This window comes from Actinocatenispora rupis (genome assembly GCF_016861975.1).
Classification (GTDB): domain Bacteria; phylum Actinomycetota; class Actinomycetes; order Mycobacteriales; family Micromonosporaceae; genus Actinocatenispora; species Actinocatenispora rupis.
In genome coordinates this window covers 21,816-34,678 of the sequence record NZ_BOMB01000010.1, presented here as the reverse complement: position 1 = coordinate 34,678, position 12,863 = coordinate 21,816, and the positions used below count along the sequence as shown (strand labels likewise).

General features: G+C 73.5%; 9 protein-coding genes. All 9 read left to right on the top strand.

Annotation, left to right across the window (positions count from 1 at the left end; translation table 11 throughout):
* The first annotated feature begins 104 nt into the window (after positions 1 to 104).
* Positions 105 to 1,286 carry an N-acetylglucosamine-6-phosphate deacetylase gene (locus Aru02nite_RS08360; protein ID WP_203656336.1) on the top strand — a complete coding sequence of 394 codons (1,182 nt, stop codon included), beginning with the start codon at positions 105 to 107 and terminating at the stop codon, positions 1,284 to 1,286.
* Positions 1,283 to 2,767: a UxaA family hydrolase gene (locus Aru02nite_RS08355; RefSeq protein ID WP_203656328.1), complete on the top strand. Its 1,485-nt coding sequence runs from the start codon at positions 1,283 to 1,285 to the stop codon at positions 2,765 to 2,767. The genes Aru02nite_RS08360 and Aru02nite_RS08355 overlap by 4 nt, the downstream gene beginning before the upstream one ends.
* A 35-nt stretch (positions 2,768 to 2,802) precedes the next feature.
* Positions 2,803 to 3,582, top strand: coding sequence for a 6-phosphogluconolactonase (locus Aru02nite_RS08350; protein ID WP_203656326.1), 780 nt, complete (start codon positions 2,803 to 2,805; stop codon positions 3,580 to 3,582).
* Positions 3,575 to 4,837: a Gfo/Idh/MocA family protein gene (locus tag Aru02nite_RS08345; protein WP_203656324.1), complete on the top strand. Its 1,263-nt coding sequence runs from the start codon at positions 3,575 to 3,577 to the stop codon at positions 4,835 to 4,837. Before Aru02nite_RS08350 ends, Aru02nite_RS08345 begins: the two co-directional genes overlap by 8 nt.
* Before the next feature lie 41 nt (positions 4,838 to 4,878).
* Entirely contained in the window at positions 4,879 to 5,868 is a 990-nt protein-coding gene (locus tag Aru02nite_RS08340) for a LacI family DNA-binding transcriptional regulator (protein ID WP_239076527.1), read from the top strand.
* Positions 5,865 to 7,760 carry a S9 family peptidase gene (locus Aru02nite_RS08335; RefSeq protein ID WP_203656322.1) on the top strand — a complete coding sequence of 632 codons (1,896 nt, stop codon included), beginning with the start codon at positions 5,865 to 5,867 and terminating at the stop codon, positions 7,758 to 7,760. The genes Aru02nite_RS08340 and Aru02nite_RS08335 overlap by 4 nt, the downstream gene beginning before the upstream one ends.
* A gap of 256 nt (positions 7,761 to 8,016) precedes the next feature.
* Positions 8,017 to 9,651: an extracellular solute-binding protein gene (locus tag Aru02nite_RS08330; RefSeq protein WP_203656319.1), complete on the top strand. Its 1,635-nt coding sequence runs from the start codon at positions 8,017 to 8,019 to the stop codon at positions 9,649 to 9,651.
* Positions 9,652 to 9,686: 35 nt separating this feature from the next.
* Positions 9,687 to 10,907, top strand: coding sequence for an alpha-amylase family protein (locus Aru02nite_RS08325; RefSeq protein ID WP_203656318.1), 1,221 nt, complete (start codon positions 9,687 to 9,689; stop codon positions 10,905 to 10,907).
* Between the two features lie 55 nt (positions 10,908 to 10,962).
* Positions 10,963 to 12,843 (top strand): beta-N-acetylhexosaminidase, encoded by a 1,881-nt coding sequence (locus tag Aru02nite_RS08320; protein ID WP_203656317.1) that lies wholly within the window; start codon positions 10,963 to 10,965, stop codon positions 12,841 to 12,843.
* The last annotated feature ends 20 nt before the right edge of the window (positions 12,844 to 12,863 follow it).

Genomic DNA, 12,863 nt, shown 5'->3' with positions numbered 1-12,863 from the left:
ATCACAAACGATTGCGCGGGCGTACCTCCCAGTTTTGCCCAGCCATTGACAGTCGTCGTGGTTTCCTGCTGCAATCGGTTGCGGTATTGCACAAGGGAGGTGCCGTGGCGCGGTACGCGATCGTCGGCGGTCGGCTGGTCGGGGCCCGACGCGTGGAGTCCGACCGCGCCGTACTGGTGCGGGACGGGCGCGTCGAGGCGCTGCCGCCGTACGCGGAGGTGCCGCCCGGGGTGCGCCGGATCGACGTCGCCGGGCGGTACGTGAGCCCCGGCCTCGTCGACATCCACGCGCACGGCGCCGCGGGCCACACGTTCGACGACGCCGACGCGACCGGGTACGACGCGGTCCTCGCCGGGCACGCGCGGTACGGCGTGACCGCGATGCTGGCGTCGCTGGCCTCCGCGCGGCCGGCGGACCTGGCCGACCGGCTACGGTTCGCCGCCGCGCACCAGGCGCGTACCCGGGCCGGGGCGCGGCTGCTGGGCGCGCACCTGGAGGGGCCTTTCCTGGCGCCGGAACAGGCCGGCGCGCACCGTCCCGACCTTCTCGTCGAGCCGACCCCGCCCCTGGTACGCCAGCTGCTGCCGGCAGGCGCCGAGCCCGCGATGGTCACGCTCGCCCCGGAACTGCCGGGCGGGATCGCCGCGGTGGCGGCGTTCCGGGCCGCCGGTACGGTCGTCGCGGCCGGCCACAGCGCGGCCGATGCCAGACAGCTCGACGCGGCGAGATCGGCCGGGTTGAGCCATCTCAGCCACCTGTGGAGCGGCCAGTCCGGGCTGCGCCGGGACGGCCCCTGGCGGGTGCCCGGCCTGGTCGAGGAGTCGCTGGCGTCCACGGGACTGACCGCCGAGGTGATCGCCGACGGCCGGCACCTGCCGCCCGCCCTGCTGCGCATCGCGTTGCGCTGCCTGCCGGACCGGCTGTGCGTGGTGTCCGACGCCACCGCCGGCGCCGGCCTCCCCGCGGGCAGCCGGTACCGGTTGGCTGGCAACGACTGCGTGGTCGCCGACGGGGTGGGCGTGGTGGTCGGGCAGGACGCGTTCGCGGGCAGTACGACGGGGCTGGACGCGATGGTCCGGCACCTGCACACCGGTCTCGACGTACCGCTGCCGGCCGCGATCGGCATGGCGACCACCGTGCCGTCCCGCGTACTCGGCCTGCCGGCGCCGCTGAGTACCGGTGCGCCGGCGGACGTGGCGGTGTTCGACGACGACCTGACCGTCCGCGCCACCGTGGTCGGCGGCGACTGGCGGTACGACCCGTACGAGTGGGGAGAATCCCGATGACCGAGCCGGTACTCCTGCTGCACCCGGACGACACCGTCGGGGTGGCGCTGCGCCCGCTGGCCGCCGGCGACGCGGTGCGCGGCGTGCGCGTCCGCGGGCCGGTACCGGCCGGGCACAAGGTCGCGCTGCGGGACGTCGCGCCGGGCGCCGCGGTCACCAAGTACGGGCAGTTCATCGGCAGTGCCACCACGGGGATCGTGGCCGGCGAGCACGTGCACACCCACAACCTCGGGTACGAGGAGGGTCCGCGCAACGCCGTCACGGCACCGGCCGCACCACCGACGACCCCGACGGAAAGCCTTGCGTACCAAGGGTTCCGGCGGGCGGACGGGCGCGTGGGGACGCGGTCGTACATCGGGATCCTGACGTCGGTGAACTGTTCGGCGACGGTGGCGAAGCTGATCGCCGAGGCGTGCCGCGGCATGCCGGACGACGGGGTCGACGGGGTCGTGGCGCTGACCCACGGCACCGGCTGCGGGCTGGCCGACGACGGCGACGGGCTGGCGATCCTGCGCCGTACGCTGGCCGGCTACGCCCGGCACCCCAACATCGGCGGGCTGCTGGTGCTGGGACTGGGCTGCGAGGTCAACCAGCTCGACGGGATCGACCTGCCCGACGACCGGCCCGTGGTGCCGCTGACCATCCAGGAACTCGGCGGCACGGCCGCGACGGTACGCGCGGGTGTGGCGGCGGTGGCGGCGATGCGCGCCGAGGTGGCCGCGACCCGGCGCACGGACGTACCGGTGTCGGAACTGGTGCTGGGGTTGCAGTGCGGCGGTTCCGACGGGTACTCGGGGCTGACCGCGAACCCGGCACTCGGGGTGGCGGCCGACCTGCTGGTGGCGCACGGCGGGACCGCGATCCTCGGCGAGACACCGGAGATCTACGGTGCCGAGCACCTGCTCGCCGCGCGCGCCACCGACGACGGCGTGGTACGCCGGCTCATGACGCGCGTCGACTGGTGGCGCGGGTACGTGGACCGGCACGGCGGCAGCCTCGACCACAACCCGTCGCCCGGCAACCGCGCCGGCGGCATCACCACGATCCTGGAGAAGTCGCTCGGCGCCGTCGCGAAGGGCGGCGCCAGCCCGCTCACCGCCGTGTACGAGTACGCCGAGCCGGTCACCGCGCGCGGCCTCGTGTTCATGGACACCCCCGGGTACGACCCGGTGTCGGCGACCGGGATGGTGGCCGGCGGCGCGACCGTGCTCGCGTTCACGACCGGACGGGGTTCGGTGTTCGGCTGCCGGCCGGCGCCGAGCATCAAGCTGTCCACCAACTCCGAGCTGTACCGGCGGATGCCCGACGACATCGATCTCGACTGCGGTGGGATCGCCGACGGCAGCGCCGGACTGGCCGACCTCGGTCGGCGGGTCTTCGATCTCGTCCTCGACGTCGCCTCCGGCCGGCGTACCCGCAGCGAGGACCTCGGCTTCGGCGCGGAGGAGTTCGTGCCGTGGCAGCTGGGCGCGGTGATGTGATGCCGGGCCCGCCGACACTCCCGGGAGGGACACCAGTGCAGGACCAGTTCACCGTGGACACCATGCCGGTACGGATCGGCGCGGACGGTGCGGCGGTCGCCGCGGCCGCGGCGGCACACACCGCAGCGGTACTCCGGGACCGGGTCGCCGCGAACGGCGCGGCCCGGGTCGTCGTGGCGACCGGCAACTCGCAGCTCCCGTTCGTCCGGGCGCTGCGCGGCGAGGACGTCCCGTGGTCCCGGGTCACCGTCTTCCACATGGACGAGTACGTCGGGGTCGGCGACGACCATCCGGCGAGCTTCCGGCGCTGGATCCGCCGCGAGGTGACCGAGCCGTACGGCCCGGCGGTGGTGCACTACATCGACGGTACGGCAGGCGATCCGGCGGCCGAGTGCGACCGGTACGAGGAGCTGTTGCGGGCCGCGCCGGTCGACCTGGTGTGCCTCGGCATCGGCGAGAACGGGCACCTGGCGTTCAACGAGCCGGACGTGGCCGACCCGGACGACACCCGCTGGGCGCGCATCGTGGAGCTGACCGACGTGTCCCGCCGGCAGCAGGTCGGCGAGGGCCACTTCCCGGACCTGGCCGCGGTCCCGGCGACGGCGATCTCGCTGACCGTACCGGCGCTGCTCGGTGCGGCGGTGGTGCAGGCGGTGGTACCGGAGGCGCGCAAGGCGGCCGCGGTCCGTGCCGCGCTGACCGGGCCGGTCGGGCGGCACTGCCCGGCGAGCCTGCTGCGTACGCATCCGGGCGCGGTGCTGTTCCTGGACCGCGACTCGGCCGGCCAGCTGGACGGGACGACCGCGGATGTCTGACCGCACCCGGTACGCGCTGTGCGGGCTCAGCGCCCGCGGCATCGCGGTGTTCGCCGGCCCGCTCGCGGGTCGGCCCGGCGACGACACGAGCGGCGGGTACACGGCGGACGGCGAGCTGGTCGCCGTGCTCGACGCCGACCCCGACCGGGTCCGCCGGTACGCCGACGCGGTCGGCGCCGACGTCCCCTGGTACGCCGCGGACTCGTTCGGGCGGATGGTGGACGAGACCCGGCCGGACGTGGTGCTGGTGGCGACGCCGGACCACACGCACGTCGAGTACGCGCTGGCGGCGCTGGCCCGCGGGCTGGACGTGGTGGTGGAGAAGCCGATGGTGACCACGGCCGCCGACGCCGCCCGGGTGGTCGAGGCCGCCCGCCGCGGCCCCGGCACCGTCCGCGTCACCCACAACCTCCGGTACGCGCCGCGGCACGTCGCCCTGCGCCGGCTCGTCGCCGACGGCGCGATCGGCCGGGTCACCAGCGTCGAACTGGTCTGGAACGTCGGCGCCGCGCACGGCAACAGCTACTTCCGCCGCTGGAACCGGACCCGTGCCGCGTCCGGCGGGCTGTCCGTGCACAAGGGCTGCCACCACTTCGACCTGGTGTCGTGGCTGGTCGACGACGTGCCCGAGCAGGTCTTCGCGTACGGCGCGCGCAACTTCTACGGTGCCGGCAGCCCGCACGACCCGGGCGCCGGACTCGACGCGGCCGCGCGGGCGGAAGCCGACCCGTACCGGTGCTACGCGCCGGACGGGGCGAGCGACCCGAGCCTCGCGTACCGGGTGCAGTACCCGGAGCCGCTGTCGGCGTACGACCCGGAGATCGACGTGGAGGACACGTACTCGGCGGTGGTGCGCTACCGCGGCGGCGCGAGCCTGGCGTACTCGATCCAGTTCTCGGCGCCGTGGGAGGGTTACCGGCTGGGCGTGAACGGCACGCACGGGCGGATCGAGACGGATCTGTACTATGGGGCGGCTCCGCTGCCACCCGCCGGAAACACCCCGATCACGTACTATCCGCTGTTCGGTCCGGCCCGTACGGTGCCGGTGGACGGTGAGGACGCGGCGCACCTGGGCGCGGACGGGCCGCTGGTGGCGGACCTGTTCCGGCCCGCGGACGACGCGGATCCGTTGCGGCAGCGGGCATCCAGCCTCGACGGGGCGTACGCGGTGGCCGTCGGCGAGGCGGTCTGGCGCTCGGTCGCGGACAACCGCCCGGTCGACCTGGCGGAACTGCTGGGCACCGTCGGGCAATAATGCAAGCGGTTGCGGTTCGGCGAGGGGGTACGGCAGTGAGCGTGACGTTGACGGATGTGGCGCAGCGGTGCGGATTGTCCGCGTCCACCGTGTCGCGGGCGCTGTCCGACCCGGACAAGGTCAGCGCCGCGACCCGCGAGCGGGTGCAGCGGGCCGCCCGGGAGATGGGCTACATCCCGAACCGGGTGGCCCGGTCGCTGTCGATGGGCCGCACCGGCACCATCGGCCTGATCGTGCCGGACATCGCGAACCCGTTCTTCCCGCCGATCATCAAGGCGGTGCAGCAGCGGTGCGCCGGCAAGGACCTGTCCGTACTGCTCGCCGACACCAACGAGCACTCGGCCGACGAGCTGGACCGGGCGCGGACCATGAGCAAGCAGGTGGACGGCCTGATCATGGTCTCGCCCCGCTCCCCCGACCGGCGGGTCGGCGAGATCGCCGCGCTCGGCCCGACGGTGTTCGTCAACAGGCACGTACCGGAGGCGCCGAGCGTCCTGATCGAGAGCCCGGACGGGATGCGGCAGGCGGTCGAGCACCTGACCGCGCTCGGCCACCGGCGCATCGCGTACCTGGCGGGGCCGCGCCGGTCCTGGTCGAACCAGCAGCGGCGGACCGCGGTGGCCGCGGCGTGCGCCGAGCGGGACGCCGAGCTGGTCGAGTTCGGGCCGTTCGAGCCCCAGGTACAGGCCGGTGTACGCGCGGCGGATCTGTTGCACGGCACCGGCATCACCGCGGTCATCGCGTACGACGACCTGATCGCGCTCGGCGTGATGGCCCGGATGTCCGAGCGGGGGCTGCGGATCGGCGTGGACGTGAGCGTCGTCGGCATCGACGACAGCCCGCTGTCCGGCGTCGCGTACCCGACGCTCACGTCGATCCACGTACCGTGCGCCGAGGCCGGGACCGCCGCCGTGGACCTGCTCCTCGACGTACTGGACGAGGTGACCGCGGAGGACGATCCCGCGCCGCTGGTCGAGCTGGAGACCCACCTGGTCATCCGCGGCTCGACCGGCTCGGCGCCGACCGGATGAGTACCGGCCGTCCACCGGCGGCGTTCCGGCCGTTCCTGGACGGGGTGTTCGACGCGCCGCTGGACCTCCAGGCCCACGTGTACCGGCGGTCGGCGGAGGCGTTCGCGGTGAACCGGGCGCGCACCGACGCGATCACCGATCCGGCCGCGATTCCCTTGCGGCAGAAGGATATCCGGGCCGCCACGCTCGCCGCGCTCGGCGGGCTGCCAGCGGACGACGGGCCGATCCGGGCGCGGCACCGCGGGTTCGTCGACGCGCCCGGCGTACGGATCGAGCGGCTGCTGCTGGCCACCGCGCCCGGCACCCTCGTCCCCGCGAACCTGTACCGGCCGGCGGAACCGTCCGGCGGCGCGGTGCTGTTCGTGTGCGGGCACGGCGACGAAGCCAAGGCGTACCCGCCGTACCAGGCGGTGTGCCAACGGTTGGCACGCAACGGGATCATGGCGCTCGCGATCGACCCGTTCGGGCAGGGCGAGCGCATCACGCCGGGCTCGGGCGGGGTCGGCGAGCACACCGACGTGGGCGTGCGCTGCTGGTGGACCGGCCACTCCGTCGCGCGGTACCTGGTGCACGAGGCGCGGCGCGCGATCGACCACCTGGCCGCGCTGCCGGAGGTCGACCCGGCCCGGATCGGCGTCACCGGCAACAGCGGCGGCGGTACGCTCACCGCGCTGCTGATGGCGGTGGAGCCGCGCCTGGCCGCGGCGGCACCGGGCACGTTCGTCACGAGTCGCGCGGCGTACCAGCGGGCGGGGCAGGCACAGGACGCCGAGCAGATCCTGCCCGGGGGTACCGCGGCGGGTGTCGACCACGAGGACTTCCTGATCGCGATGGTGCCGCGGCCGACCCTGGTGCTCGCCGTCGACTACGACTTCTTCCCGTTGGAGGGCACGCTCGACACGGTGCGCCGGGCCGGCCGGATCTTCGCGCTCGCCGGCGCGCCCGGCGCGCTGCGCCTGGTCCGTACGCGCGCGACGCACCAGTACCATCCGGATCTGGCTCGGGCGGCGACCGAGTTCTTCGTGCGGGAGCTGGGCGACGACCGGGCCGTGGACCACACCGATCCGGTGCCGTTGCCGGCGACCGCGCTGCGCTGCACGGCGCGCGGCCGGGTCGCCGACGAGCCCGGCGTACGGCATCCGGCGGAGCTGCACCCCGTCCCTGCCCCGACCGGCGACCTCGACTGGCTGGCGGACCGGGTGCGCGCGCACCGCCGGCCGCCGGACGAGTTCCTGCCGCGCTGGCTGCCGGTGCCGGAGTCCACCCCCGAGCATCCGGTACGGCACGTGATCTGGCGCAGCGAAGCCGATCTGTGGAACGCCGGCGTCCTCGCCGAACCACCCGGCGGGCCGCCACGCGGGCTGACCCTGGCCCTGTTCGCCGACGGTACGGGCGAGCTGCCGGCGCGCGCCGACTGGGTCGCCGATCGCGTCGCGGCCGGCCACCTGGTGCTCGCGCTCGACGTCCGGGGTACCGGTGCGCTCGCCCCGCGCCCGCTCACCGCCCGCCCCGACGACTGCTACTTCGGCACCACGTACAAGCTGTTGACGGATCTGTTCTGGCTGGACGACAGCCTCGCCGCGGGCCGGGCGTACGACGTGCTCCGGGCGGTGGCGTTCGCGTACTCCGACGAGCGGTTGCGGGCCGGGGTGGGCGATCTGCGGCTTCGCTGCACCGGCGACGCCGGCTGGTACGGGCTGCTCGCCGCGGCACTGGAGCCCCGCATCGGCACCCTCGAACTGGACGCCGAGCCGTACGACCCGGCCGCGCTGCTGTCCGCGCCGTACGAGCCGGGGCCGGTGCCGGGGTGGCGCAACACGGTGCCCGGCCTGGCGGCCCGGGTGTCGGTGGCGGACCTGCGCCGCCGGGTGCGCCGCGTCGTCGTCGACTGACCGGCGGCGTCGGCCGGCGGCGCCGCCGGGTGACGATGCGTGCCGGCGTGATGGTGCCGCCGTGGCGTGGTGTGCGCCGGCGTTCGACGCTGCCCAGCAATCGTTTGTGAGCAGTTGTCTCCTTGGTGGACGGTGCTGTTCGAAGAAGCATGCGTCGACTCTTGACAGTTCCCGCAACCGGTTGCACTCTCAATGCACCGACGCGGGCCCTCCGGTCGCCGGGCCGACCGTCGGACACACGAGAGGGAGCTGGCAGATGAGCCGATCCATGTCCCGACGAGCGGTGCTGCGATCCGCGCTGGGTGTCGCGATGGCCGGCACGGTGGGCGGCGGAGCCCTCGCCGGCTGCACCACCGCCACCGGTACCGCCGACGCCTCGGCCGATGCCGCGGTGCAGCTGCCGACCCTGGTGCCGTACACCGGGGTCAAGCCCGACCTGCCGCAGACCGCGCAGGGCACCCGCCCCGGGTTCTTCCGGTACCCGGCGGCGCCGCCGCGGTTCGTCACCGAGGCACCGGCCTCGGGCGGCACCGTACGCGCCATGTGCACCATGAACACCCCGCCGGTTCCGGTCGGGCGCAACAGGTTCTGGCAGGAGCTGAACACGCGGCTCGGCGCCGAACTGACCATCAACGGCGCGCCGACGCTCGACTACGTGAGCAAGTTCCAGACGGTCGTGGCGGGCGACGACCTGCCCGACACGATGGAGGTCCGGGCCACCACCCCGCAGCTGCCCGGGCTGCTGCGCGCCAAGTTCCAGGACCTGAGCGAGTTCGTCGGCGGCGACGCGGTGAAGGATTACCCGGCGCTGGCGAACATCCCGACGGAGAGCTGGCAGACCACCGTCTACAACGGCGGCATCTACGGTGTGCCGCTGCACAACCCGCCGATCAAGGTCATGACGTACGCCCGCGCCGACCTGATCGCCGAGCGCGGCCTGTCCCTCGACGTACGCACCGGCGACGAGTGGGTGCAGCTGTGCCGGGAGATGGCCGATCCCAAGCACAACAGGTGGGCGCACGGCTCGATGCCGTCCGCGGTCACGTTCCTGTGCGAGATGCTCGGCGTACCGAACGGCTGGCGTAACGACGCCGGAACGTTCACCAAGGACTACGAGGTGCCGGAGTACAGGAAGGCGCTGGAGGTCACGGCGAGGATGTGGAAGGAGGGGCTGATCCACCCCGACTCCTTCACCGCCGTCGGATCGCAGAAGATCAGCTGGATCTCCACCGGTACGGTCGCCATGCTGGTCGGCGTCTCCACCTGGTCCAACGTCGCGATGGCCGTACGCAAGGCGGAGCCGAAGGCGCGCATCGAACCGATCATGCCGCCGAAGTACGACGGGGGCGGGCAGGCGAGGACGTACCTGGGGCCGGCGATCTTCTCGATCACCGGACTGAAGAAGGCGTCGAAGTCGCGCATCAAGGAGATGCTGCGGGTGCTCAACTGGCTCCAGGCACCGTTCGGTACCGAGGAGCACCGGCTGCGCGTGTTCGGCGTGCCGGGCCGCGACTTCACGCTCCACGGCAGCGATCCGATCGTCACCGACACCGGCGCGTCCGAGACCACCGTGCCGACCCTGTACATCGGGGCGTGCCCGATCGCGCACTACGCGGCCGGCTACCCGGACATCACGCGTGCCGAGTACGACGGCGAGCAGGAGGCGCTGTCGAACGCCGAGAAGTGGCCGCTCGCGGGCCTGTACTCGGCGACCGACCAGACCCAGGGCGCCGTACTGGACAAGAAGATGCTCGACCTGCAGGCCGACATCATCACCGGGCGCAAGTCGCTGCGCGACTGGGACAGCGGCGTCCGTACGTGGAAGACGACCTTCGGCGACAAGATCCGCACCGAGTACGCGAAGGCGTGGCAGAAGAGCGGCGGCAAGTGACTCCCCGGCACCATCGACGCCCCGGAGGTACCCCCATGAGAAGGCTGCTGTTGTCCGTCGCCGGCGCGGTCGCGCTGGCCGTCACCGCGGTCGCCACCCCGGCGACCGCGGCGCACCACCGGCACCACCCGCGTCCCGCCACACCGGCGATCCAGGTGCCGACCGGCGCCGACCACGGCATCACCCGCGCGCAGATCTTCGACTCCGCGATCCCCGACACCTCCGTGTACGCGGGCAAGAACGTGCGCTACGTCTGGGGTTCCGGCCAACCCGCCCAGCCGGCCGGCACCCAGGGCAGCCGGTACCTGCCGATCGTGCGCGACCTGGACTGGACGAACCGGCCGATCGCCTGGTGGCAGGCCAACCACCCGACCTGGGTGCTGTACAAGGCGGACGGCACGCCGGCGTTCCAGGAGGGCGGCAACGCGGTGCCGCTCGACGTGGACAACGCCGACGTGCGCACCTGGTACTGGGACACGCACGTGCAGCCGGCCATCGACCGCGGGTACACGATGATCGCACTGGACAACGTGGTGCCGTGGAACTGGATCGCGGCCAAGGGCGTGTACGCGGCGGACGGCACGTTCGTCGACAAGTACACCGGGGTCAAGGACGACCCGGCGTACAGCGCGACGGTGCTGAACTGGTTGCGGTACCTGACGGATCGGTTGCACCAGGCCGGAATCGCGGTCGCCGGCAACGTCACCCCGCTCGGCGACACCGCGTACGAACGGACGCAGTCGCGGGCCGCGGTCGGCATCGTCGACCTGTGGTTGCACGAGGGCGGCTTCACCCGCGCCCGGGACGCGAACATCACCGACGACGAGTGGGCGCAGACGTTCCAGCTCTACCGGGACTACGCGGCCACGAAGTCCATTGTGGACGTCGGGATGGCAACGACCGCGCATCTGGCCGACGCGAACCCCGCGCAGCTCGACTGGATCCTCGCGAACTACTTCCTGGTACGCGAGGACGGCACCATGCTCGCCCTGGTCGGCAAGTTCGAGTACGGCATGTTCCTGGACTCGCCGCTGCTCGCCACCGACCTCGGTACGGCCGGTGCCGCGCCGGTGCACGACGCGTCCGGCGCCTGGACCCGCTCGTACAGCGCGGGTTTCACGGTGGTGAACCCGTCGTCGACGGCGTCCGCCACGGTCCCGTTGCCGGCCGGCAACTACGTGGACACGCACGGCACCGCGTACTCGGGCCAGGCGACGCTCGCCCCCGACACCGGTCTGGTGCTCACCCGCAGCTGACCCGCCGCGGCCGGGCGGGTCACCACCCGCCCGGCCACCCGACGAAAGGCCACCGATGCCGTACCTCGACCCCGTGGCGCCCGACGAGATCGCCACCGGGCTGACCGCGATCGCCGCCGTGTACCCGGACCGGTTCGGTACCGGGGGCGCGCCGGTGCGGTTCGCCGGCGGCCTCGCCGACAACGGCTTCGCCCTCGACGCCGACGGCGAAGGCTGGCGCATCCGGTACCGCCGGCCGTGCGACGCGTACCGCGCGGTGGGGGTGCTGCTCGGCGCGCTGATCGCCGGCACCGCGCCGCCCGCCGCCGAGCGGACCGGTTTCGCGACCCTCGGCGTCATGCTCGACGTGTCCCGGAACGCGGTGCCCCGGCCGGCGACCGTCACCGACCTGCTCGCCCGGTACGCCCTCGCCGGCGTCAACCAGCTCTGGCTGTACCTGGAGGACACGTACCGGGTGCCCGGCGAACCGCTGTTCGGCTACGCCCGCGGCCGGTACTCCGGCGACGAGCTGCGGGCGATCGACGACGCGGCGTACCGGCTGGGGATCGAGGTGGTGCCGTGCGTGCAGACGCTCGGACACCTGGAACAGGTGCTCCAGTGGGAGCACTACTTCCCTTACCGGGACACCGATCGCGTCCTGCTGGCAGGTGACGACGCCGGGTACGCGCTGATCGGGCGGATGCTCGACGCGGTGTCGGCGCCCCTGCGCAGCCGCCGGATCCACGTCGGCATGGACGAGGCGCACGGCATCGGGACCGGCGAGTACCGGCGGCGGTTCGGGGCGACGCCACCGTTCGAGATCCTGCGCGCGCACCTGGACCGGGTCGCCGCGCTGTGCGCCGAACGCGGTCTGGCGCCGATGATCTGGAGCGACATGTACTTCCGGCTCGGCTCCGCGACCGACCACTACTACGATCCGGACACCGAGATCCCGGACTGGGTCGCCGGCTCGATCCCCGCCGGCACGCGCCTGGTGTACTGGGACTACGACCACACCGACGCCGGGTTCTACCGCGACTGGATCGCCCGGCACCGCGAGCGGCTCGGCGGCGACCCGATCCTTGCGGCCGGATCCGGTACGCACCACCGGATGTGGGCGCAGCTGCCGCGCGCGCTGGCCACCATCCGGGCCGGCATGACCGCGGCAGTCCACTGTGGACTGACCGAGGCGGTCGTCACGCAGTGGGGCAACGACGGAGCCGAGGCCGACGCGTACTCCGCGCTGCCGGCCGTGCAGGCGTTCACCGACCACGCGTACGGGTCGGCGGAGACGGCGGCGAACCTGCTCGGCAGCGCCGACGCGACGTACGCCGACTGGGTGGCCGCGTCGGGACTCGACGTGCTGCCACCGGTTCCGGCCGACCCGGACGACGCGCGCGCCGCCGACTGGACCGGCAACGCCGGCAAGTGGCTGCTGTGGCACGACCCGGTGCTCGGCTTCCTCACCGCCGACCCGCCGACCGGCCTGGCGCGGCACTACGCGACGCTCGCCGACCGGCTGCACGCCGCCGCACGCCGGCGTACCGGGGACGCGCGGCTCGCGTTTCCCGCGCTGCTGGCCGCGATGCTCGCCGACAAGGTACGGCTGCACCTGGAGCTGGGCCCGGCGTACCGGACGGGGGACGTGGCGGCGGTGCGCGAGCTGGCCACCGTGCTGCTCCCCCGGCTCACCGGCCGGGTCGCCGCGCTGCACGCCGCGCACCGGAACCGTTGGTACGCCGACAACAGCCCGTTCGGCTGGGAGGTCCTGGACCGGCGGTACGGCGGGCTCACCGCGCGGCTCGCCCACCTCGACCGGCTGCTCGCCGGCTGGTTGCGCGACCCCGCAACGGAACTGCCGGAACTGGCCGAACCACCGGTCGCCACGTACGACGTGGGCGCGTTCCGGCGGTGCCTGACCCACGCGCGGGTGGCGACGCCGAGCGTCGTCTCCTGACCACCGAGACCCGAAGGGAC